The sequence below is a fragment of the Daejeonella sp. JGW-45 genome (assembly GCF_029360805.1).
Taxonomy (GTDB): domain Bacteria; phylum Bacteroidota; class Bacteroidia; order Sphingobacteriales; family Sphingobacteriaceae; genus Daejeonella.
This window is the reverse complement of the sequence record NZ_JARKNC010000008.1, coordinates 726,622-748,738: the sequence shown is the minus strand read 5'-3', so window position 1 is coordinate 748,738 and position 22,117 is coordinate 726,622. Positions and strand designations below refer to the sequence as shown.

The 22,117-nt window shown below is 43.7% G+C and carries 21 protein-coding genes; 14 read left to right on the top strand and 7 right to left on the bottom strand.

What is annotated here, in order from left to right:
* Window positions 1-39: 39 nt before the first annotated feature.
* Entirely contained in the window at window positions 40-1,101 is a 1,062-nt protein-coding gene (locus tag P2W76_RS12905) for a DNA topoisomerase IB (RefSeq protein ID WP_276348244.1), read from the top strand.
* A 24-nt stretch (window positions 1,102-1,125) separates the two neighbouring features.
* Here the strand turns inward: P2W76_RS12905 and P2W76_RS12900 are convergent, their stop codons facing one another.
* Genes P2W76_RS12900 through P2W76_RS12875 form a run of 6 tightly spaced genes read right to left on the bottom strand, consistent with a single transcriptional unit; the run spans window position 1,126 to window position 7,902 of the window.
* Window positions 1,126-1,335, bottom strand: coding sequence for a hypothetical protein (locus tag P2W76_RS12900; RefSeq protein WP_276348243.1), 210 nt, complete (start codon window positions 1,333-1,335; stop codon window positions 1,126-1,128).
* A gap of 41 nt (window positions 1,336-1,376) precedes the next feature.
* Entirely contained in the window at window positions 1,377-1,973 is a 597-nt protein-coding gene (locus P2W76_RS12895) for a chemotaxis protein CheB (protein WP_276348242.1), read from the bottom strand.
* Complete coding sequence (locus P2W76_RS12890) at window positions 1,955-2,776, bottom strand: protein-glutamate O-methyltransferase CheR (protein ID WP_276348241.1); 822 nt, start codon at window positions 2,774-2,776, stop codon at window positions 1,955-1,957. The genes P2W76_RS12895 and P2W76_RS12890 overlap by 19 nt, the downstream gene beginning before the upstream one ends.
* A 6-nt stretch (window positions 2,777-2,782) precedes the next feature.
* Complete coding sequence (locus P2W76_RS12885) at window positions 2,783-3,157, bottom strand: response regulator (protein ID WP_276348240.1); 375 nt, start codon at window positions 3,155-3,157, stop codon at window positions 2,783-2,785.
* A gap of 32 nt (window positions 3,158-3,189) precedes the next feature.
* The gene (locus tag P2W76_RS12880) at window positions 3,190-6,756 is read right to left on the bottom strand and encodes a response regulator (protein WP_276348239.1); all 3,567 of its coding nucleotides are present in this window, start codon (window positions 6,754-6,756) and stop codon (window positions 3,190-3,192) included.
* 27 nt (window positions 6,757-6,783) lie between these two features.
* The gene (locus P2W76_RS12875; protein WP_276348238.1) at window positions 6,784-7,902 is read right to left on the bottom strand and encodes a hybrid sensor histidine kinase/response regulator; all 1,119 of its coding nucleotides are present in this window, start codon (window positions 7,900-7,902) and stop codon (window positions 6,784-6,786) included.
* A gap of 181 nt (window positions 7,903-8,083) precedes the next feature.
* On the opposite strand from P2W76_RS12875, the gene gap reads away from it, so the two are divergent.
* From gap to P2W76_RS12860, 3 genes are read left to right on the top strand one after another with little or no spacing between them, the layout of a single operon-like run.
* A complete protein-coding gene (gene gap / locus P2W76_RS12870; protein WP_276348237.1) occupies window positions 8,084-9,082 on the top strand; it encodes a type I glyceraldehyde-3-phosphate dehydrogenase in 999 nt (332 codons plus the stop codon).
* A gap of 10 nt (window positions 9,083-9,092) precedes the next feature.
* Complete coding sequence (locus tag P2W76_RS12865; protein WP_276348236.1) at window positions 9,093-9,524, top strand: GNAT family N-acetyltransferase; 432 nt, start codon at window positions 9,093-9,095, stop codon at window positions 9,522-9,524.
* Window positions 9,525-9,547: 23 nt separating this feature from the next.
* Window positions 9,548-10,738, top strand: a complete 1,191-nt coding sequence (locus P2W76_RS12860) for a phosphoglycerate kinase (protein WP_276348235.1) — start codon at window positions 9,548-9,550, stop codon at window positions 10,736-10,738.
* 18 nt (window positions 10,739-10,756) lie between these two features.
* On the opposite strand, the gene P2W76_RS12855 is transcribed toward P2W76_RS12860, so the two are convergent.
* Complete coding sequence (locus P2W76_RS12855) at window positions 10,757-11,524, bottom strand: HEAT repeat domain-containing protein (RefSeq protein WP_276348234.1); 768 nt, start codon at window positions 11,522-11,524, stop codon at window positions 10,757-10,759.
* A gap of 126 nt (window positions 11,525-11,650) precedes the next feature.
* Between P2W76_RS12855 and P2W76_RS12850 the strand changes: the two genes are divergently transcribed.
* The 10 genes from P2W76_RS12850 to P2W76_RS12805 all read left to right on the top strand — a co-directional run bounded on the left by P2W76_RS12850 (window position 11,651) and on the right by P2W76_RS12805 (window position 22,117).
* On the top strand, window positions 11,651-12,268 hold the full coding sequence (locus tag P2W76_RS12850; RefSeq protein ID WP_276348233.1) for a hypothetical protein: 618 nt from the start codon (window positions 11,651-11,653) through the stop codon (window positions 12,266-12,268).
* Window positions 12,265-12,564 (top strand): transcriptional regulator, encoded by a 300-nt coding sequence (locus tag P2W76_RS12845; protein ID WP_276348232.1) that lies wholly within the window; start codon window positions 12,265-12,267, stop codon window positions 12,562-12,564. Before P2W76_RS12850 ends, P2W76_RS12845 begins: the two co-directional genes overlap by 4 nt.
* A 333-nt stretch (window positions 12,565-12,897) precedes the next feature.
* Window positions 12,898-13,362 carry a division/cell wall cluster transcriptional repressor MraZ gene (mraZ, locus tag P2W76_RS12840; RefSeq protein ID WP_276348231.1) on the top strand — a complete coding sequence of 155 codons (465 nt, stop codon included), beginning with the start codon at window positions 12,898-12,900 and terminating at the stop codon, window positions 13,360-13,362.
* A complete protein-coding gene (gene rsmH / locus P2W76_RS12835; protein ID WP_276348230.1) occupies window positions 13,355-14,257 on the top strand; it encodes a 16S rRNA (cytosine(1402)-N(4))-methyltransferase RsmH in 903 nt (300 codons plus the stop codon). The genes mraZ and rsmH overlap by 8 nt, the downstream gene beginning before the upstream one ends.
* Window positions 14,258-14,277: 20 nt before the next feature.
* A complete protein-coding gene (locus tag P2W76_RS12830) occupies window positions 14,278-14,685 on the top strand; it encodes an FtsL-like putative cell division protein (RefSeq protein WP_276348229.1) in 408 nt (135 codons plus the stop codon).
* Between the two features lie 66 nt (window positions 14,686-14,751).
* Window positions 14,752-16,851: a penicillin-binding protein gene (locus P2W76_RS12825; protein WP_276348228.1), complete on the top strand. Its 2,100-nt coding sequence runs from the start codon at window positions 14,752-14,754 to the stop codon at window positions 16,849-16,851.
* Entirely contained in the window at window positions 16,851-18,311 is a 1,461-nt protein-coding gene (locus tag P2W76_RS12820) for a UDP-N-acetylmuramoyl-L-alanyl-D-glutamate--2,6-diaminopimelate ligase (RefSeq protein ID WP_276348227.1), read from the top strand. Before P2W76_RS12825 ends, P2W76_RS12820 begins: the two co-directional genes overlap by 1 nt.
* Entirely contained in the window at window positions 18,311-19,552 is a 1,242-nt protein-coding gene (mraY, locus tag P2W76_RS12815) for a phospho-N-acetylmuramoyl-pentapeptide-transferase (protein WP_276348226.1), read from the top strand. The genes P2W76_RS12820 and mraY overlap by 1 nt, the downstream gene beginning before the upstream one ends.
* Entirely contained in the window at window positions 19,552-20,904 is a 1,353-nt protein-coding gene (murD, locus tag P2W76_RS12810) for a UDP-N-acetylmuramoyl-L-alanine--D-glutamate ligase (protein ID WP_276348225.1), read from the top strand. The genes mraY and murD overlap by 1 nt, the downstream gene beginning before the upstream one ends.
* Window positions 20,905-20,956: 52 nt before the next feature.
* Complete coding sequence (locus tag P2W76_RS12805) at window positions 20,957-22,117, top strand: FtsW/RodA/SpoVE family cell cycle protein (protein ID WP_276348224.1); 1,161 nt, start codon at window positions 20,957-20,959, stop codon at window positions 22,115-22,117.

The window sequence follows — 22,117 nt, the reverse complement described above, 5'->3', positions numbered from 1 at the left end:
CCAATTCAAACATTTCTTCCGTTTCTCTCTTTTACCATCATGACATCAGAGCAGGAAACGTTAGAAGAGACGGGATTGGTTTACAGCAGTGATTCAAACCCGGGGATCACCAGGAAAAAATCTGGCAAGAACTTCATTTATTTAGACAGAAAGGGTAATAAAATCAGTGATGAAAAAATCCTTGACAGGATAAAAAAACTCGTTCTACCTCCGGCGTGGACCGACGTCTGGATCGCTGAAAAGAAGAATGCACACCTTCAGGCAACCGGTACGGACATCGCTGGCCGCAAACAATATAAATATCACAATGATTGGGCTAAGCATCGGAATGAGACGAAATATTTCCGCTTACTGGAGTTTGGGAGCAAGCTTCCTGAATTCCGGAAGAACATACAAAAGGACCTGCGGCGGCGGGAACTTGATGAACGGAAGGTGCTCGCCATATCCCTGAATATGATGCAAAAGACGCTTATCCGTGTCGGTAATGAATCCTATAAACAACTATATGGCTCTTATGGCCTTACTACCTTAAGAGATAAGCATGTAAAGATCAACGGCAATTCGTTGAAACTAAGTTTCAAAGGCAAGAAAGGGGTTCAACATGAGATTGATATCTCAGATAAAAGCCTGGCCAGGCTGGTCAAGAAATGCCGTGACATCCCCGGACAGGAATTGTTCCAGTACTATACTCCTGATGGCGAGAGAAGATCGATCGACTCAGGTAAGGTGAATAATTACATTAAGGAAATAAGCTGCTGTGATTTTACTGCCAAAGACTTCCGTACATGGGCCGGAACCATGCATACCCTGAAGCACCTCGCTGAATTTGACTATCCCGACAATCAAACCTTAAAGAAGAAGATTATCCTGACGGCTATCGATCAGGTTGCAGCGAAGCTAGGTAATACGCGCGCCATCTGTAAGAAATCATATATCTTCCCGGCATTGCTTGAAGAATATGAAAGTGGTACGCTGCAGCCTTATCTGAAAAAGCTGTCACGATCTGCCGACTTTACAGGTGAAAAGGGGCTGAATCATGACGAGAAAGTCTTGCTAAGCTTCCTGAAAGCCCAGCGAAACAAAAAGCTAAGGAAGCAATGAACATGAGGAATTAGAGATCCTACATTAGTCTTTTGGTTTATCCTTAACGGGGTGTACAGGCTGTTCGCTGTTTTCCCTCTGTTTTGCAGGGTTCACAAACTCTGCGTCATCTTTCCGGTAGGTCCGGTCTTCCGGTTTTACCACCGACTCGTTGTCGTCTTCAGGACTCTTCACTTTTTTCTGTTTAGAATCCTGTGGTTTTAAATGTTCTGGCTTTTCACTTTGATTGTTCATGATCAATAAACATCTAACCAGAAACAATGTTTCGGTTGAACTTAGACGGAGGTGGTTCCTCCAAGCTGTCTAATAAAATCAATGACCTTGCTGCTTTCTACAATTACATCAACTTCCATTTTTTCAAGCGCCTTCTGCGGCATATATGCAACTTCCGCCGTGGCGGGATCTTGCACCGCGGTGAGCCCTTTAGTGGCTTTCACCAGCTCCAGACCTTCTACGCCGTCTGCACTGGCGCCTGAAAGAAGAAGGCAGGCGAGCTTTTCACGATATACTTCAGCTGCAGTCTGAAATGTAATATCGATGCAGGGCCTTGAAAAGTTTACCTTTTCTGAATAATCGAGGGAAAGTGTGTGATCGTTTTCAATAAGCAGGTGATAATCGGCCGGAGCTATATAAATATTCCCCGGCAGTATGGCGTCCTTGTCATTTGCTTCAACAACGGGTCTGCTTGTTTTGGCGGAAAGCAGGTCGATCAGCGTCGTGTCAGCACTTTGCTTACGATGCAGTACTATTATAATAGCAAATGGCAATTCGTAGGTAAGTTGTGGGAGTGCATTAAGAATTACTTCCAGGGCACCGGCTGACCCTCCGATGATCAGCAGCTCCAAACCCGGCCTTACTGGATTTTGCGCCATATTTTTTCCGGGTTTAGCTGTTTGAAATTCCCTGCGATGGAGGAAAAGCGAAGGGTTTCTTTGCTTCCTAACCCCAGGAACCCAAGGTTTTCAAGGCTTTGGTTAAACAAGTTGAATACTTTCGCCTGGAGATCCTTATCGAAATAGATCAGTACGTTCCTGCATAAGATCAGTTGGAATTCATTGAATGAATGATCAGATACCAGGTTGTGCGTTGAAAAGATCATCTTGGATTTTAAGCTTTCATCAAACTTAGCGAGATTATAATTTGCAGAGTAATAGCCTGAGAAGTCGTTCTTACCGCCTGAAAGAATATAATTTTCGGAATATTGCTTCATCTGGCTCAAGGGAAACATTCCTTTACCGGCTTTTTCCAGGACATCAGGATTTATGTCGGTAGCATATATTAAAGACTTGTGAAAAAGATTAAGCTCTTTAAGCACAATAGCAATGGAATAAGCCTCTTCGCCGGTGGAACAACCCGCAAGCCATATACGGATGAAGGGGTAGGTGCCCAGGTGCGGAAATACCTGCTCACGCAGAGCTTTATAGAAAACCGGATCGCGGAACATCTCGGTGACGTTCACAGTGATCTGCTCCACAAAGCGTTTAAGGTAATTGCTGTCGCTTTTTAGCTGATACCTGAACTCTGCGAAGCTTGGAAATTTATCCAGGCTAAAGAGTCTGTTGATCCTCCTTTTTATCGACGCTCTTGAATAATTGGTAAAGTCGTAGCCATAAACTTCCAGCAAATCATTTAGCAGGATCTCAACCTCGCTGTCGTTAACTATACTCTCCTGCACTGAAGTTTAGGTTAGATGTTCATTTAATATATTGGTTAGCAGGTCGACGTCAATAGGTTTAGACGCATAATTATCCGCCCCTGCGCTAAGAGCCTTTTCGCGGTCGCCCACCATTGCCTGCGCAGTAACGGCGATGATAGGTATCCCTGCTGTCTCTATATTACTGCGGATCTTATCAATAGCCTCGTAACCGTCCATGTCAGGCATCATCATATCCATGAGTACGATGCCAATCTCTGGGTCATCACTTAGTAAACTGATCCCCTCGGCAGCTCCTGGGGCTGATACGCATTTAAAGCCTCTCGCCCGTAATACTGCTGATAAAGCGAAAATATTCCTGCTGTCGTCATCTATGATCAGAACCTTTTTCCTGGTATTCATCTTAAACGGATATATTAATACGACACATTTATCTAATTCTCATAAAGCCATACCCTTAGCAGCGAGATCAGCTGATCCACATCAACGGGTTTTGAGATATAATCAGAGGCTCCCGCTTTAATGCATTTCTCCCGGTCGCCCATCATCGCTTTTGCAGTAACAGCGAGTATAGGCAGATGTTTGTACTTCGGGTTCTTTCTGATACGGCTGGTAGACTCATATCCATCCATTTCGGGCATCATCATGTCCATCAATACGATATCGATGTGCGGATTTTCTTCGAGGATTTTCAGAGCCTCCTTGCCATCAATAGCAGATACAACCTGCATATTATGTTTCTCCAGCGCTTTGGTAAGCGAAAATATATTCCTCACATCGTCGTCGGCAATGAGCACAGTTTTTCCATTTAACACCTGGTCCATACCTCCTAATGCCTTGGTCCTGGCCGGATCTTTAATCTTGGTATTATCCTCTACCAGGTGCAGGAACAAACCTATTTCATCCAGGATCCTCTGGTAGGAATGCGCCGTCTTCACTACTATCGAATCGGCATATTGGCGAATCTTATTTTCTTCTCCCTTTGAAAGATTCTTACCCGTGAAAATAATGATAGGGAGGTTTTCAAGGCCGGGACTCGATTTAACCCGTTCTAATGTTTCATACGCGTTCTGATCCGGAATGCCCATATCCAGGATCACGCAGTCTACTTCTTTCTTATGCAGGAGGTTTATCCCGTCGCTCACCGTACCGCTTATTTCAGAATTTATATTAAAGTTGCTTAAGAAGTAGCCTAATGCTTTTGCATGTTTTGGATTTTCCTCGATGATCATCACCTTCTTGGGATGCTTGCTTAAGGCATCTTCCAGCTTTTTGAAGATATGGTTCATATCATTGAGGGCAATCGGCTTATTGATGAAGTCAACTGCGCCCTTCATCAGGCTTTCCCGCTTAACCTCCATAGACGACATAATGTGTACCGGTATATGCCGTGTTGCAGGGTTGGATTTTAACTCCTCCATTACTTCCCAGCCATCTTTTACAGGAAGCTGAATATCAAGAAGTATAGCTATTGGCTTATACAGAACAGCCATTTCCAGGCCCTGGTCGCCTCGCACCGCCACTATGCCTTTATAGTTCTGTTTCCTGGTATAGTCCAGGAGTGCTTTTGCAAATATCGTATCATCCTCAATAATAAGGATCACTTTATCGCCTTCAACGACGAAGCCTCTATCGTCATCGATTTCGGTTGGAATCACTGCTGCCCGGAATCTTTCCGGGCTTTCAACAGCGGGTTCGTCGGGAACGGCCAGGAACTCTGCAGGCTTGATCGCACTGAAGCTGGTTTTTGATGCGGGGATCTGTAAAATAAATTCACTTCCCTCACCTGGCTTGCTGGATAGTTTGATCTCGCCTCCCAGCAGTTTGGCAAGTTCCCGGCTTATAGACAAGCCAAGGCCAGTTCCGCCAAATTTCCGGCGTGTCGACCCGTCTGCCTGCTGGAATGCTTCAAAGACTTGCTGCTGTTTTTCTTTCGGTATCCCGATCCCGGTGTCCTTCACGCTGAACTGAACCAGGCTTGAAGTTTCCGGCTGGGATATAGTCAGCTTTATGGAACCCTTGCTGGTGAATTTAAGTGCATTAGAAAGCAAGTTCTTAAGGATCTGTTCGAGCCTCAGCTTGTCAGTTACCAGAAGTTCAGGCGCGGAAGGCTCAACGATCATTTTAAGATCAAGTCCTTTTTCTTTAGCAAGCGGTTCGAATAGCGGCCGGAGGTCATTATTTATCTCTTTTATTGTTACCGAACGGAATTCAAGATCCATTTTCCCGGATTCAATCTTCGACAGGTCTAAGATCTCATCGATCAGGCTCAGTAAACCTTGTCCGGCGCTTTGAATAACTTCAGCATATTCCACCTGTTCCTTATCAAGCGCTTCGTTTTCTGACATGAGTCTCGAAAGAAGCAGGATAGAGTTAAGCGGGGTGCGGAGTTCATGTGACATATTAGCCAGAAACTCCGATTTGTATTTTGTACTAAGCTCAAGCTGTTCGGCTTTCTGCTGAATATCAAGGTTCCGCTCAACAATGATCTGGTTCTTCTCCTCAAGCAGCCTGCTTCTTTCTTCGAGTTCCTGGTTACTTTGCAGCAACTCCTCCTGCTGTACTTTGAGCTCCTCCTCTGAGGCTTGTATCTTCTGAGTTTGGGTTTCAAGCTCCGCATTCAGATTTTCAAGTTCGCCGTGCTGCGTTTGTAATTCTTCAGCCTGGGCCTGAGTTTCTTCCAGGAGCTCCTGTTGCTGCTTACGGATCTGTGATGTATATATCGCGATTCCCACGCTGTTAACTATCGCAGTCATGTACTCCAGGGCATCGGCGGAGATCTCTGTAAGTGATCCTAATTCTATTACTCCTATCAGCCTGTATTCGTGATAAACAGGAATAGCTGCGATACCCTTTGGTTTGATATCGCCCGAAGCAAAGCTTATCATGAAGTTATCTGTTGATATCTCATTGAGAACTATAGGCGTTCCGCTTTGGGCACTTTGTCCCACGATTCCTTCACCGAGTTGTATGTATTGTCGTTTCGAAATATTATCCAGTGCAAAGCTTCCCGACAGCGTTAACCGCTCATCATTAAGCAGGTAAAATGCAGCAACCTGGCTGTTTGTAAATTCAGCAACGAATTGAATGATATCTACAGTGAGCTTATCGGTGCTTTTTTCTCCGACCATGATCTCATTCAATTTTGCGATGCCTGTCTGCAGCCATTCCTTATGGTGTAACTGGCTAAACGACAGGTCCAGGGATTCGGCCATTTTATTTAATGCCCAGGACAGGCTTCCCAGATCATCTTTTTCCTCATCGTTAATACGGATATTGTATTCTCCGGCAGATATTTTTCCAGCAATGTTCTGAATCGCAGCGATCCGTTTACGGATCTCAATATCCTTGGCTTCCAGTTCCTGTTGAAGTTTCGTCTTTTCGGCAAAATCAGTTGAAACCTTGAGGTAGAAGAAGATAGTTATGATCAGGGATAATGCAGCGGCAATCAGGATAAGGACTGGCGTATACGAAGCAAACCTGTTCATGCTCAACGTGCGTTCGTTCAAGAGGTCTACTTCATGGGCTTTGATCACATTTGCAACCATACGTAATTCGTCCATCGAAGCTTTGCCTTCCTTTAGAAAGCCTATTTCGATCTGCTTCCCGGCTTTTTTCAAATCAACCAGCCTCTGCATATAGCTAATCCGTTTCCTGATTATTGTATCCAGCCGGTCAGCATTTCTTTGTTGAAGTGGATTGTCTGCGGTCAGTTGTCTCAGGCGTATGATAGTTTCGTATGCCCTTTGCTGAACACCGTTATAAGGTTCGAGGAATTCTTCCAGGTCGCTAAGTAGATACCCGCGCTGGGCAGTCTCCGCATCCTTCATGATATACATCATTTCCTCTAATTCCTGGATTACCTGATTAGTGTGGTTTACAAGCCTGGAACTGTTGAGCAGGGCATTAATACTTATATATGATGCCGCTGAACTAATAATGAGCACAAGGAGCGATAAGCCAAAGCCTATCTGAATATTGCGTTTAAAAGTAGATCTCATAAAGCTGTGTAAATTTTCTCTGAATTACTAATCTTGCGAATGTGTCAGCGGGATCTTAAACCAGAACTCAGATCCTTTCCCAGGCGTACTGAATACTCCGCATGTACCCTCATGACGTTTAATGATTTCTGAACTGATGTAAAGCCCTATACCAAGGCCTTGAAAGCGTGTTGCCGATCCTTCAACCCGGTAGAATTTGTCAAACAGCTGAGATTGCACTTCTTTAGGAATTCCTATCCCGAAATCCCTGACCTTAAGGTAGATCTCATTATCAGACGTTATAGACGATTCTATATGAACCTCTTTACAGTCGGGCGAATACTTGATGGCATTGGTGAGGTAATTAATAATAACCTGTTCGATACGCATTTCGTCACCATACACCTCAGCCTCAACAGATTTTTCATGAATGATGTTGCACTCGTGTGTTTGCTGTACGGTATCAACCGCACTATTTAACATGGTATTAAAATCAAAAACTTTTTTGTTGAATTCAATTTTACCGTTTTCTATTTTGGAAATATCCAGCAGGTCACCAATCAGGTTTTGAAGTTTGCCCAGCTGGAGGTTGGTCCGTTGCAGATATTTATCAACTGAAACGTCTTCGTATTTTTTAAGCGAGCGCTGTAATAATTGTACATAGCCTATCACGCTGGTAAGGGGTGTTTTCAATTCATGGCTCGCAATACTGATAAACTCGTCCTTTTTATTCTCTGCCTCTTTGCGCGACTCGATCTCCTTTAGTAATTCAGCCTGGATCTTGGTTAGTTCCTGTGTTTGCTGATAAAGCCTGTAGAAGGTTTTGACCTTAAGCAACAAAATATCAGGGTCGAATGGTTTAGTTACATAATCCAGTCCTCCTGAGGCATAACCTTTAGTAATGAACTTTTTATCTGTGTTTACCGCAGAAAGGAATATTATAGGAATATGTTTCGTTTTACTGTATCCGGAAATGGTTTCAGCTACTTCAAAACCATCCATACCTGGCATCTGAACATCAAGTATGATCAGGAAGTAAGAGCGTTTAAGGATCTTTTTAAGAGCCTCTTCTCCCGATAGTGCGGTATCAACTGCAAAGCCATTAAGTTCAAGTATTTTCTTTAGAGAATATAAATTCTCGGCGGTGTCATCAACAATTAAAATCATCTCTGTTTTTCAGCATATTTTACAAAGGGCTTCGGACGTGGGATAAACTTAAAGAAATATTATGAATTGTATGCAGATGTTCTAAAGCCAACTAATAAATAGCAAGTTTGTTTTAGCTCAAAGCATTTTTACTTAATCTTTATCAGGCAATGTAATAACTTTGCGCTCTCGTTATGTAAATATGAAAGTCGCAATAAATGGTTTCGGGCGTATTGGCAGAATAACTCTGCGCGCAATACTTGAAAAAGATGATATTGAAGTTGTCGCCATAAATGATCTTACGGACACGCCCACCCTTGCCCATTTGTTTAAATACGATTCAGTCCACCGGCAATTTAAAGGGATCGTTACAGCAGAAAAAGACGGGCTCGTAATCAACGGTAAATTTGTCAGAGTATTCGCAGAAAAAGACCCCTTGAAACTCCCCTGGAAAGAGTTGGGGGTCGATCTTGTTATTGAATCTACCGGGAAGTTTACCGACACCGGGAAAGCGAGTGCTCATTTGACAGCAGGAGCTGGGCAAGTAATTATTTCTGCTCCTTCGGCCGACAAAGATCTGCCAACGGTTGTGCTTGGCGTGAACGATGTTTCAGTAGACTTAACTTCGAGTATTTTGTCAAACGCATCCTGTACAACAAATAATGTAGCTGCAATGGTAAAGGTGCTGGATGATAACTGGGGTGTTGTGAACGGGTATATTACTACGGTTCATTCTATGACTGGCGACCAAAATCTGCACGATGCACCACATAAGGACTTGAGAAGGGCCAGAGCAGCATCCGCTTCTATAATTCCTACAAGCACCGGAGCTGCAAAAGCTATCACCAATATATTCCCGCATCTGGAAGGGAAATTGGGAGGAGCTGGTATTCGCGTGCCTGTTCTTAACGGGTCTTTAACAGACTTTACATGCATTTTGAAGGAAACACCCACCGCCGAAGCTATAAATGAAGCTTTTAAAAGTGCCTCACAGGGCTTTCTTAAAAATATCCTTGAATATACCTCGGATCCGATAGTTTCGGTCGATATTTTAGACAACCCGCACTCTTGCATATTTGATTCTGAGCTCACTTCCGTAGTAGGGGATCTCGTAAAGGTTGTTGGCTGGTATGATAATGAGTCAGGATATTCCAGCCGTTTGGCAGACCTGATTGCTAAAATCGCTGATCTGAAAAGGTAACCAGGACTATATGATAAAATTTATAAGCGCCGGGCAGACATTAGACCTTCGTAGCTCAGAGCTGAGAGAAGGGCTCGATCGCGAACTTTGCCGGTTCGAAGGAGACGATACGGAGGGCTCCTTTCACGTTGGTTATTTTACTGATGAGCGCTTGGTTTGCGTCGCTACCTTCCATCGGCAACAACGGGAAGGTTTCCCCGGCCTTGGATTTCAACTGCGCGGAATGGTAACTCATCCCGATTTCCAGAGAAAAGGAATTGGAAACCAACTTTTGAACTTTTCTATTGTTTACCTAAGGGGGCAAAAAGCTGATTATCTCTGGTGTAACGCCAGAAAAATTGCATTTCGATTTTATCTGGGTTTGGGATTTGAATTTATATCTGATGAATTCGAGCTTCCCAAAATCGGACCTCACCGGGTAATGTATCTTAAGATTAATTAATAACGAGCACATCAAAACGTATTATGAAGACTATCGATTATTTAAATTTTTCCGGCAAGAAGGCACTGATACGTGTTGATTTTAACGTGCCATTGGATGAACATTTTAACATTACTGATGATAACCGGATAACGGGCGCGCTGCCTACTCTTGAAAAGATAATAAGGGATGGCGGTTCCGTTATCTTGATGTCGCACCTCGGACGACCTAAAGATGGGCCGGTAAATAAATACTCGTTAAGTCACCTGGTGAAATATTTGTCGCTTGTACTTAATAGAGATGTAAAGTTTGCCGGTGACTGTATCGGTGAAGATGCCGTTAAACTTGCTAAGGAGCTTGAACCAGGCGACGTATTGCTTCTCGAAAATCTCAGATTTTACAGGGAAGAAGAAAAAGGAGACGAGGCCTTTGCAAAAAAACTTGCAGCACTTGGGGATGTTTACGTCAATGATGCATTCGGAACAGCGCACCGCGCACACGCCTCAACAGCTATCATTGCAAAGTTCTTTCCAGAGGCAAAATATTTCGGCTATCTGATGGCAGGAGAGCTGGCTAATGCTGAAAAGATTCTCAACCATGCTCAGAAGCCGTTTACAGCCATCATGGGTGGGGCAAAAGTATCCGATAAAATTGAGCTGATTGATCAGTTGCTAAATAAAGTAAACAATTTGATCATCGGGGGAGGAATGGCATACACTTTTGCAAAAGCACAGGGAGGGAAAATAGGAAGTTCATTGGTCGAGGACGATAAACTCGATCTGGCAATAGAGCTTATTGCAAAGGCAAAAAAGAAAAAAGTGAACCTTCTGCTGCCTGTAGATTCCATTATTGCAGATGCGTTTTCTGAAGATGCAAAAACCGGGACGGCAAAGAACGATAATATTAAAGATGGCTGGATGGGGCTTGACATTGGGGCTGAGTCGATAAAGAACTTTGTTAAGATTATTAAGGAATCCAAAACAATTCTATGGAATGGGCCAATGGGCGTTTTTGAAATGGAGAAATTCCAGGAGGGTACGAAATCTGTTGCCGAAGCGGTAGTCGAAGCTACCAGAAAAGGGGCGTTTTCCTTAATTGGCGGGGGAGACTCAGCAGCTGCAGTCGCGAAGTTTGGCTTTAACGATGCTGTAAGCTATGTTTCAACTGGTGGCGGCGCATTACTTGAATATATGGAGGGGAAAGAGCTTCCGGGAGTTAAAGCGATAAATTCCTAGAACTATGCATCAGCTGAGTCAATCAGCTGATGCATAATTATCTGATATGAACTTTCTGGCTTCATCCTGGGTCAACGCTGCGAAATTTTTATAACGATGATGGACATCGATTATCTCTTCCAGGGCCGATGCAACAAGTTTCTTATTTGTCCAGGTTCCCAGGTGTTCTACAACGGTTTTAAGACAACCCTTTTTATAAGCGATTTGTCCTAATACATGTATGAGCGTATTGCTCACCCGGGTAGTTTGGTCGTTTTCTAACTCTTTCAGCAATGGAAGTACGTCTTCCGGATATTTTCTCCCGCGTAGTTCAATTCCGTGGCATATCTCACGACGGATTTCTTTATCAGGGTGATGCAGATATTCTTGTGCCCATGCCAATACCGGCTTCGGATTCACTTCACCCATCTTCTTGACGGAGCCAATAACTGCGTTTCTAACGGTATGATGGGGATCTAAAAGGCCTGTATCAAAAAAAATCCTGACTATTTCAAAATCCACTTTACCAATTTCCCCCGCCGCATTAACTGTCGTCTGCCGTATGCTGTGATCCTCATGAGAGATCAGTTCGTCAAACAATTGAATGATTTTATTTTGCAGGTGCTTTTCTGAAAAATAGATCCTGCCCGTCGATTGATAGGCTGATTTTCTAATATAGGTATCAGGGTCACCAAAATATTTCAGGAGGTCGTAGCGGTTGACACTCTGGATATCAGCTTTTAAAGCACTGTTTATCGTTTCAAGGACTGTTGTCCGTGCATCTTTATTCAGATCATAGAATGCCATGCCAGAATCTTTTTATTAAGATTGAAACTTATGCAAAATAAAGATAGCGGAGAATTTCAAAAAATAGGTTATATTCTTGCATATGGTGATAATTATCTCTTCCTTTGAATCTCAAAGTGCTTTTTTATGAAAGAAAAGGATGTTTATGCAGAATTGAGTTCGATCAGGGACCTGATGGAGCGATCTTCAAAGTTTATTTCATTGAGCGGCCTATCGGGTATATTGGCTGGTATATATGCATTGATAGGAGCAGCAGTTGGCTATTGGCTGATAAGTAAATTCTCAGCAGGGGAGGCCGGCATTTCATATTCCACCGAGCCGTTTCTATTCTGGCAGCTATTCATAATTGCATTGGCTGTGCTTTCCTTTTCTATTTTTACTGCTTGCTGGTTTACTATGAAGAATGCACGGGCGAAAAATGAAAACGTCTGGAACCCGGTGAGCAGAAGATTACTTTCTTCTATTGCGGTTCCCCTTATTACCGGCGGTTTATTTATCCTTATTATGCTGGCGAAAGGAAACTACTCTTTAATAGCATCTGCCTGTCTTATTTTTTATGGTTTGGCTCTGGTTTCAGGCAGCCACTATACATTCAGTGATGTCAGATGGCTGGGTATTTTCGAGATCCTTTTAGGTTTGATTGCCTTGGCTCTCCCGGTTTACGGCTTGGTAATCTGGGCGATAGGATTCGGTCTTCTCAATATCCTCTATGGTAGCATTATGCATTTTAAATACGATCAGTGAAAATTTCTCTGGAGCAATTCGACAAGGCATTTGAAAACAGGATAAGGCTTCAGGTTATGAGCGTTCTGTCGGTGAATGATTCCTATGATTTTAATGCACTGAAAGATCTGTTAAAAGTTACCGATGGGAATCTGGCATCGCATCTTAAGGCTCTTGAAAAAGAGGAGTATATCAATGTGTCCAAGTCTTTTATCGGTCGGAAGCCCAATACCCAATATTCTGCGACAAAACAAGGCCGGGATGCTTTTAGAAAGCATCTGCAAGCTCTTGAAAGTCTCATAAAACAGCAGAAATGATTCTGAAGTGGCTTTTAAGCCTTTGAGCCCCGGACTATCTCAAGCATTATTGTTTCCTGGGTGGATTTTTCAAACGATCCGATCAGACTAAATAGTGTTTTTATATGCTTGTCAATCGCAGTAGTACTTTTCATTAGACCCTATAACTAGGAGAATCCGTTGAGCTAGCCTGCCGTTTTTATGAGTTTTTATCGCTATGATTATTCCTTTTTCAAGGAGATTATAGAACGATAATAAGCTCCAAAACTGTGGAAAACTTTTTTTGTGGGAGATAGTGGTAAAAAGTGGTAAGTTATTTACTTTTACTCTTGAAATAATGAGTAGAGTAAAGTAATGTCCCATTTTTTAGGAGAATTTGATTGTAAACTTGATGCTAAGGGCAGGATGATGATACCATCCAGCCTGAAGAAGCAGCTTCCTGAAGCTGAGCGTGAAGGGCTTGTGGTCAATAGGGGCTTCGAGAAACATCTCGTTATTTATACAAAGAAGGAGTGGGATCAGATAACAGGAGAGCTGAGTAAATTAAACCTGTACGAGAAAAAGAGCAGAGATTTTGTTCGCTATTTCACGCGGGGTGCTACAGAACTTACTCTTGATTCAGCCAATCGTATATTATTTCCGAAGGCCTTGATGGAATATGCGGGCATTACAGCCGAAGTTGTTTTGTCGTGCCAGCTCAATAAAATCGAGGTGTGGTCTAAGGATGCCTACGAAGCGCAGATGGATAGTGAGCCTGAAAATTTTGCGAACCTCGCTGAAGAGGTTATGGGTAATGCAGGAAGGGGGCTGAATGACTGATTATCACCAACCGGTAATGTTGCAGGAATGCATTAAAGGATTAAACATAAAACCAGACGGGGTGTATGTCGACGTTACTTTCGGCGGCGGCGGTCATTCCCGGGAAATATTAAGGCACCTTGGTCCGAATGGAAGGCTGCTTGCCTTTGATCAGGATGCTGATGCCCAGAAGAATTTACCCAATGATGATCGATTAACCTTTATTGATCAGAACTTCCGCTATTTGAAAAACAATTGCCGTTTGCAGGGCGCCATTTCTGCAGATGGCATTCTGGCTGATCTTGGTGTTTCGTCGCACCAGTTTGATCAGCCAGAACGGGGGTTCTCTATTCGTTTCGATGCAGATCTGGACATGAGAATGGATCGGGCAGGCTCCTTTACAGCTAAGGATGTGGTAAATAATTATACTGAAGAGCAATTACATAGAATTTTCGGGATCTACGGTGAGATAAAGAACGCGAAATCATTAGCGCGAAACCTGGTTACCTTTCGTTTGAATAAAGCTATTCAGACAGTCGCCGATTTAAAAACGGCCATTGGATCGCTTATTCCAAAAGGAAAAGAGAATAAATATCTCGCACAGGTGTTTCAGGCACTTCGCATAGAGGTCAACCAGGAGCTGGAAGCTTTAAAGGAATTTCTTGAGCAATCTGTCGATCTTTTAAAAACCCAGGGCCGCTTAGTAGTGATGTCTTATCATTCTCTTGAAGATAGGCTGGTCAAGAATTTTATTGCGAAAGGGAAGTTTCATGGCGAGTTGGAGAAAGATTTTTTCGGTAATCCAATTAAGCCATTGGAAAGCCTGACCCGCAAAGCAATAGTCGCTTCAGACGCAGAAGTCAAAGAGAATAACCGGGCACGGAGTGCAAAGCTTAGAATTGCTGTAAAGGTTTAAGCTGTTAGGGCTTGAGATATATGAGTAACCAATTTAAAAACGACACAACTGAGGGTGAAGTTGAAAGGGAAGTGCAGCCTGAACTAAAAGAGAAGGCTGAGCTTCCCCGCAACTTCTTTACGGTAATGCTTACTGAAGGAGTTATCTCCAAGGAAGCTGCGACTGGTATGCTGCCGTTTATCATATTCATCGCCTTTTTGGGAATGATTTATATAGGTAACCGCCATTTTGCCGAGAATAATATTCGTGATATAGACAAACTGGGGAAGGAGGTTAAGGAACTGAGTTGGGATTACAAAACGCTAAAGGCCGACCTTATGATGAAGAGTACTCAGACGGAAGTTGCAAAAGAGGTCGATACCCTTGGGTTAAAAGAGCCGGTTGAGCCTCCCAAAAAAATAGTGATTACGGAAGGAGAGTTTGAATAAGGAACCATAAAATAAAAAGAGTACAGTCAGAAAGCGACCATTAACAAGTAACATTAATATACAACAATGAACATCAGGACTGACATACTTCTAAGAGTCTATATAGCCTTCGGGCTTATTGTGCTTTTAGCTATTGCAGTTCTGTTTAAGCTTTTTCATGTTCAATACGTTGAGGGGGCTAAATGGACCGCGATGGCCGATAGTCTGTCTACCCGCTTTGCCAATGTTGAGGCTGCCCGGGGGAATATTTATGCTTCTGATGGTAAAAGCCTTCTGGCGACCTCCGTTCCTGAATACGAGATTCGAATGGATGTGATGGCAGGTGGCATTGAAAGTGATGAGGTTTTTTATGAAAAGATAGACTCACTTGCTGCGAAATTATCTTCGTTTTTTGACGATAAATCTGCAAAGCAATATTCACGGATGCTGCGAAATGCAAGACAGGATAAGGCCCGTTACTTGCTGTTGAAGAGAAATGTTACCCACCAGGAACTTAAAGCTATCCGAAAATTTCCTGTATTTAATATGGGAAGATATAAGGGTGGCTTAATAGCCGTGCAGCAAAACAAGCGAATTATGCCTTTTCAAAGCCTGGCGGCTCGTACTATCGGTTATAAAAACGCAAATGTACAGCCCGTTGGTTTGGAAGGGGCTTACGGCTCATATATAGACGGGGAAAGTGGAAAGCGGCTTGTTCAGCGCATTGCGGGCGGGATTTGGATGCCCGTTAATCAGGATATCGAAATTGCACCGAAAGAAGGAGCAGATATTATCTCGACAATTGACGTCAACATGCAGGACGTAGCCCAGCGCGCATTGAAGAAGCAACTGATCGCGAGCAATGCCGACCATGGAACCGTGGTTTTAATGGAAGTTTCTACAGGTGAGATCAGGGCTATCGCCAATTTTAGCAAAGAAAGCGAAGGGATATACAAGGAAAAGTTTAATTACGCGATCGCCGGTAACCAGGATCCGGGGTCTACATTTAAAGTAGCCTCTTTCATGGCAATACTTGAGGACAAAAAGGCGGATACTAATACACTGGTGGGCACGGGTACTTATCCCATTCCTGGCAAGATCATCAGGGATTCACATGGAAGTATTGGAATCGTGACCGTGAAAAAGGCATTTGAGCAGTCATCTAATGCTGCAATCGCTAAGCTTGTGGTTGACGCTTATAAAACAGACCAGTCGCAGTTTACCGATCACTTATACCGGTGGCATTTGCATGAGAAACTTGGGCTGCAGATCCCTGGCGAGGCGCAGCCGGTAGTAAAAAACCCAAAGAACAGAAGCTGGAACAAAAACATGACTTTGCCCCAAATGGCATACGGTTATGAAATGCAACTTACTCCCCTAAAGATGCTTTCGTTCTATAATGCGATAGCAAATGATGGAAGATACATCGCACCAATATTTGTAAAGGAAATCAAACGTCTGGGAAACACTGTTGAGCAATTTAAAGCCAGGGTTATAAATGAACAGATCTGTTCCGATGAGACTTTGGGTAAAATTAAAGCCATGCTGGAAGGTGTAATAACAGACGGTACAGGCAAAACTATTATAAAAAACCCTCATTACAGGGTTGCTGGTAAATCGGGTACTGCACAAGTAGCGGATGCTAATAAAGGCTATCGGGCCAAACTGCAATATCAGGCTTCATTTGTTGGGTATTTCCCGGCTGATAACCCCAAATATTCTCTCATCGTTGTAATAAACAATCCGAAAAACGGATACTACGGTGCACAGGTAAGCGGCCCTGTTTTCCGGGAAGTTGCAGACAGGGTATATGCGGGCGACATTAACATGTATAATTCGCTGAATGATCAGAAATTGGCCGGCAATCTAAAAATGCCATCGGCGAAAACGGGTGAGAAGAAAGCAACCCAGCGGATTTATAAAGCTTTTGGAATAAAGACATTATTTGCCGCTAATTCAGAACAGTTATCGGTAGATACCAATAAAGGGGTCATCAACCCTGAGGTCAGAGTAATTGACGGTTTTGTTCCGGATGTAAGCGGGATGGGACTTAAAGACGCACTTTACGTGTTGGGTAATTCCGGCCTTCGCCCTCTTGTCAGGGGAAGTGGCAAAGTAGTAAAACAGTCTATTGCGGCAGGGTCCAAAGTAGGCAAAGGGTATCCAATTGTCTTAGAGTTGAATTGATGAAGAAGCTGAAAGACATATTATATGGTGTTTCACTGAAACAAGTTGCCGGATCAACCAGCCAGGAAGTAAGTCTGGTTTGCTTTGATTCAAGGAAAGTACAATCCGGAGCGCTCTTTGTTGCTGTTAAAGGTACTTTGTCGGATGGCCACGATTTTATTGAGAAAGCGATAAGCCTGGGTGCGAAGGCGGTTGTGTGCAGCGTTTTTCCTGCTACACTTGAGGCAGAAGTCAGCTATTTTCTGGTTGACGATTCTGCAAAGGCGCTGGGAATAATAGCAGCGAACTTTTTTGATCACCCTTCATCCAAACTGCGGCTTGTTGGGGTCACAGGGACAAACGGCAAAACCACAATCGGAACCTTACTCTTTCAGTTGTTCAGAGATCTGGGATATAAATGCGGATTACTTTCTACCGTGCAGAACCAGATCAATGATACGGTTATTCCTTCTACGCACACAACTCCCGATCCGGTGGCTCTTAACGGTTTGCTGAACGACATGGTTGACAGTGGTTGTGATTATTGTTTTATGGAAGTAAGCTCACATGCAGTAGCTCAGCATAGAATAACCGGGTTGACCTTCGCTGGTGGAATATTTACAAATCTGACTCATGACCACCTGGATTTTCATCAGACTTTTGACGCATATCTGAAAGCCAAAAAGGCATTTTTTGATATGCTGGAAAGCAATTCATTTGCGCTGACCAATATTGACGACAAAAATGGCATCGTTATGCTGCAAAACAGCAGGGCGCACAAGAAAACTTACGGGCTGAAGAACATCGCTGATTTCAAAGCAAAGATCATTGAGAACCATTTTAGCGGGTTGCTTTTAAATATAGATGGCCAGGAGGTTTGGTTTAAAATGGTTGGCAGTTTTAATGCGTATAATCTACTTGCAGTGTACTCCGCGGCTATGTTATTAGAACAGGACCGTACACGGGTGCTCACTTCGCTGAGCCGGCTAAGCGGCGCAGAAGGCAGGTTCGATTATATAATTTCTTCTTCCGGCATAATTGGCATAGTAGATTATGCCCATACTCCTGACGCCGTTCAGAATGTTCTGCAAACTATCCAGGATATACGGTCGGGAGCTGAACAGGTTATCACGGTAATCGGTTGTGGCGGCGACAGGGATAGGAGCAAGCGGCCGGTAATGGCACAGGTAGCCTGCGATTGGAGTAACAAAGTGGTGCTGACATCCGACAATCCTAGAACCGAAGATCCAGAGCAGATCATACGTGAAATGGAGGCTGGCGTTATGCCGCAGAACCGGAAGAAGACGCTTTCAATCACTGACAGAAAGGAAGCAATTCGTACAGCATGCCATCTGGCAAAACCTGGTGATATTATCCTCGTTGCTGGAAAAGGTCACGAGAAGTACCAGGAGACAGCTGGAGTTAAGCTGCCTTTTGACGATAAGGAGATATTAACTGAACTTTTAAATCTAATGGGCTGATGTTGTACTACCTGTTTACCTGGCTGGATCAGCAATATAATATTCCGGGAGCCGGATTGTTCCAGTATATCTCATTTCGCACCGGCATGGCGGTTATCTTGTCATTGTTCCTTACAACAGTGTACGGCAGCAGGCTGATCAGGATTCTTAGGGCCAAACAGGTTGGAGAATCGGTGCGGAATCTTGGGTTGGAAGGTCAGATGCAGAAGCAGGGTACGCCAACAATGGGCGGCTTGATCATACTTCTGGGTATTTTATTACCGACCGTCCTGTTTGCCAGGATTGATAACATCTACGTCATGCTCATGCTTATCACAACGGTTTGGATGGGAGCAATCGGCTTTGTAGATGATTATATAAAAGTTTTCAAGAAGGATAAGGAGGGTCTCGCCGGCAGATTTAAAATTATGGGACAGGTGGGCCTGGCTCTTATTATTGGCTGGACGATGTATTTTCACCCGGATATTGTCGTGCGTGAACAGGTTATAGTGAGGTCCGATGTTCGTGCTCCGCTGGAAGTTCACAAGAAAGGAAACGATTTTTACTACACCCAGAATGTGAAGTCCACGCAAACGAATTTCCCTTTTTACAAGGATAATGAGTTTGACTACGCAAAGGTGCTGACCTTTTTCGATGAAGACTTGAAAGGCTATTCGCTGATCGTATTTCTTCTCGTTGTTATAATCATTGTAACGGCAGTCTCCAACGGGGCGAATTTAACGGATGGCATAGATGGCCTGGCAACGGGCACGTCGGCAATCGTGGGCATTACGCTTGCAATACTTGCCTATGTTTCAGGAAATACAATTTTCGCCGATTACCTGAATATTATGTATATCCCCCATTCGGGTGAACTGGTGATTTTCGCCGGAGCCTTTGTCGGAGCCTGTGTAGGATTCTTATGGTATAATTCCTATCCGGCACAGGTATTTATGGGCGACACCGGAAGCCTGGCTATTGGGGGTATAATTGCCGCTTTTGCAATCATGATCCGAAAGGAGCTATTGATCCCGGTACTGTGCGGGGTTTTTCTGATCGAGAATATTTCGGTAGTCATTCAGGTAGCTTATTTTAAATATACAAAGCGCAGGTTTGGCGAGGGACGGCGCGTTTTTTTAATGTCACCCCTGCACCACCACTACCAAAAGAAAGGGTATCACGAAGCTAAGATCGTAACCAGGTTCTGGATAGTGGGAATCATGCTCGCTATACTGACTATTGTAACCCTTAAACTCCGCTGATGGAAGCAAAGAAATATATCGTTGTTCTGGGTGCTGGTGAAAGCGGCGTTGGTGCGGCTTTGCTTGCGCAGAAGCAGGGCTATGATGTTTTTGTATCAGACATGGGCCCTGTATCTGAGAACTATAGCAAGGAGCTAAAAGAGGCCGATATTAACTATGAGGAAAACGGGCATACAGAGGAGAGAATACTGTCGGCCGCTGAGGTAATTAAAAGCCCGGGTATTCCGGACAAAGCTCCTATAATAAAGAAGCTGCTCGAGCGCGGCGTGCCCGTTCTGTCAGAAATTGAGTTCGCCGGACGCTATACCAAATCAAAAATGATCTGTATAACCGGCTCAAACGGCAAGTCGACCACCACAATGCTTACTTATCATACGCTTAAAGCCGCGGGCCTGAGCGTCGGCCTTGGCGGTAATATCGGGAAGAGTTTTGCCAAGCAGGTGGCCTTTGAAAGCTACGATTACTATGTTCTTGAGATCAGCAGCTTTATGCTGGATAATATGTACAGCTTTAAGGCAGACATAGCCGTGTTACTAAATATAACTCCTGATCATCTTGACCGCTACGATTATAAAATGGAGAATTATGCCGAATCTAAATTTCGGATCATCCGGAATCAGGCAGATAATGATGTATTTATTTACTGTGCAGACGACAAAGAAATTCTGTCCGGACTACAAGGACGCGAAATAAAATCCCAAAAATATCCATTTTCCATTGAGAAGACGCTCTCTAAGGGCGCCTGGCTGGAAGACGAAAAGATAACAATAGACCTTAACCACGAAAATCAAGAACCTCTGACTATGTCCATTAACGAATTAGCTCTGCAAGGCAAGCACAATATTTATAACTCCATGGCTTCCGGAATAGTGGCCAAAGTGCTTGAACTGAGAAACGAATCCATTCGCGACAGCATGGGAAGCTTTAGCAATATAGAACACCGGCTCGAACACGTGGCAAAGATCTCCGGGATTGACTTCATTAACGATTCTAAGGCTACAAACGTCAATTCAACCTGGTACGCCCTTGAAAGTATGCCCGCGCAGGTGATTCTTATTCTTGGCGGCGTGGATAAGGGGAATGACTATAATATGCTGAAAGATCTGGTGAAAAGTAAGGTTAAAGGAATTGTTTGTCTGGGAAAGGATAATAAACGTATCCATGAAGCTTTCGAAGATGATGTTGACGTGATCGTTAATACCTTTTCTGCAAGTGAAGCTGTGCAAATAGCATATCATATGGCCAAAAAGGGCGATACAGTTCTATTGTCACCGGCCTGTGCGAGTTTCGACCTGTTTAAGAATTATGAAGACAGAGGTAATCAGTTTAAAAAAGCGGTTATGGAGTTATAAGTTTTACGTGGTACGTTCTACGTGCTAACGACAAACAACTAACAGCCAACGAATGGAAAGACTCATAAATAAAACAAAAGGCGACCGGTGGATCTGGCTTATCGTAATCCTGCTATCGATATGGTCGCTGCTGGCCGTATACAGCGCGACTGGCACGCTTGCTTACAAGAAGGGTGTAGGTACCGAGCAATTCCTTATCAAGCACCTTGTGATGATCGTTGGAGGTATAGCGCTGATGTATTTTTCCCATTTGCTGGATTATAGACATTATGCAGGAATCTCAAAGATTCTGATGATCGTGACCATTCCACTCTTGCTGTACACACTGATTTTTGGTGCGAATGTAAATGAAGCAAGCCGGTGGGTAACCATTCCGATTATCAACCAGACTTTCCAAACGTCGGATATGGCAAAACTTGCCCTGATCACCTTCCTGGCGCGGAGTCTCAGTAAGAAGCAGGAAAACATCAAGGATGTTAAAAAAGCTTTCATTCCCATCATGGGTTCGGTCTGCGGTGTTTTTGTACTCATTGCCTTAGCGAATCTTTCCACTGCTTTAATGCTCTTCGGCGTTAGCATACTCCTGCTTATTATGGGAAGGATCAGTATTAAGCAAATTGCCATTGTGAGTCTTGCCGGAATAATCTTATTGGGAGGTGTAATGATGCTCGGGCCGAGACGCAAGACATATATCTCACGTATTGAAACCTACCTTCATCCGGAAAAGGTGGATCCTGATAAATCATTTCAGGCCAATCAGGCTAAGATTGCGATAGCCACAGGGGGGGTATTTGGAAAAGGCCCTGGAAACAGCACGCAGAGGAATTTTCTTCCCCATCCATATTCAGATTTTGTTTTCGCTCTGATCATTGAGGAGTATGGGCTAATTGGAGGAGTTGGACTGGTGCTTTTGTATCTGGTGTTTCTGTACCGCTGCGTATTGATCGTAACCCATAGTCCCAAGGCATTTGGAGCTTTACTCGCTGCCGGCCTGAGTTTTAGTCTGACGATACAGGCGTTTGCCAATATGGCTGTAGCAGTAGGGCTGGGGCCTGTGACGGGCGTTCCGCTGCCCCTGGTCAGTATGGGAGGAACATCTATACTTTTTACCAGTGTAGCGTTTGGTATTATACTTAGTGTAAGCAGGGACATTGAAGAGAAGAAGCAAAAAGATAACGAAAAGGTAATTGTGGGAGAAATTCCGGCGATGTAA

Coding starts and splice junctions, on each gene's coding strand:
- P2W76_RS12880 (WP_276348239.1), bottom strand. CDS start 6,756: ATGAGATCTACTTTTAAACGCAATATTCAGATAGGCTTTGGCTTATCG.
- gap (WP_276348237.1), top strand. CDS start 8,084: ATGAAAGTCGCAATAAATGGTTTCGGGCGTATTGGCAGAATAACTCTG.
- P2W76_RS12900 (WP_276348243.1), bottom strand. CDS start 1,335: ATGAACAATCAAAGTGAAAAGCCAGAACATTTAAAACCACAGGATTCT.
- P2W76_RS12865 (WP_276348236.1), top strand. CDS start 9,093: ATGATAAAATTTATAAGCGCCGGGCAGACATTAGACCTTCGTAGCTCA.
- P2W76_RS12855 (WP_276348234.1), bottom strand. CDS start 11,524: ATGGCATTCTATGATCTGAATAAAGATGCACGGACAACAGTCCTTGAA.
- P2W76_RS12805 (WP_276348224.1), top strand. CDS start 20,957: ATGGAAAGACTCATAAATAAAACAAAAGGCGACCGGTGGATCTGGCTT.
- rsmH (WP_276348230.1), top strand. CDS start 13,355: ATGACTGATTATCACCAACCGGTAATGTTGCAGGAATGCATTAAAGGA.
- P2W76_RS12825 (WP_276348228.1), top strand. CDS start 14,752: ATGAACATCAGGACTGACATACTTCTAAGAGTCTATATAGCCTTCGGG.
- mraZ (WP_276348231.1), top strand. CDS start 12,898: ATGTCCCATTTTTTAGGAGAATTTGATTGTAAACTTGATGCTAAGGGC.
- P2W76_RS12885 (WP_276348240.1), bottom strand. CDS start 3,157: ATGAATACCAGGAAAAAGGTTCTGATCATAGATGACGACAGCAGGAAT.
- mraY (WP_276348226.1), top strand. CDS start 18,311: ATGTTGTACTACCTGTTTACCTGGCTGGATCAGCAATATAATATTCCG.
- P2W76_RS12875 (WP_276348238.1), bottom strand. CDS start 7,902: ATGATTTTAATTGTTGATGACACCGCCGAGAATTTATATTCTCTAAAG.
- murD (WP_276348225.1), top strand. CDS start 19,552: ATGGAAGCAAAGAAATATATCGTTGTTCTGGGTGCTGGTGAAAGCGGC.
- P2W76_RS12860 (WP_276348235.1), top strand. CDS start 9,548: ATGAAGACTATCGATTATTTAAATTTTTCCGGCAAGAAGGCACTGATA.
- P2W76_RS12895 (WP_276348242.1), bottom strand. CDS start 1,973: ATGGCGCAAAATCCAGTAAGGCCGGGTTTGGAGCTGCTGATCATCGGA.
- P2W76_RS12850 (WP_276348233.1), top strand. CDS start 11,651: ATGAAAGAAAAGGATGTTTATGCAGAATTGAGTTCGATCAGGGACCTG.
- P2W76_RS12820 (WP_276348227.1), top strand. CDS start 16,851: ATGAAGAAGCTGAAAGACATATTATATGGTGTTTCACTGAAACAAGTT.
- P2W76_RS12830 (WP_276348229.1), top strand. CDS start 14,278: ATGAGTAACCAATTTAAAAACGACACAACTGAGGGTGAAGTTGAAAGG.
- P2W76_RS12905 (WP_276348244.1), top strand. CDS start 40: ATGACATCAGAGCAGGAAACGTTAGAAGAGACGGGATTGGTTTACAGC.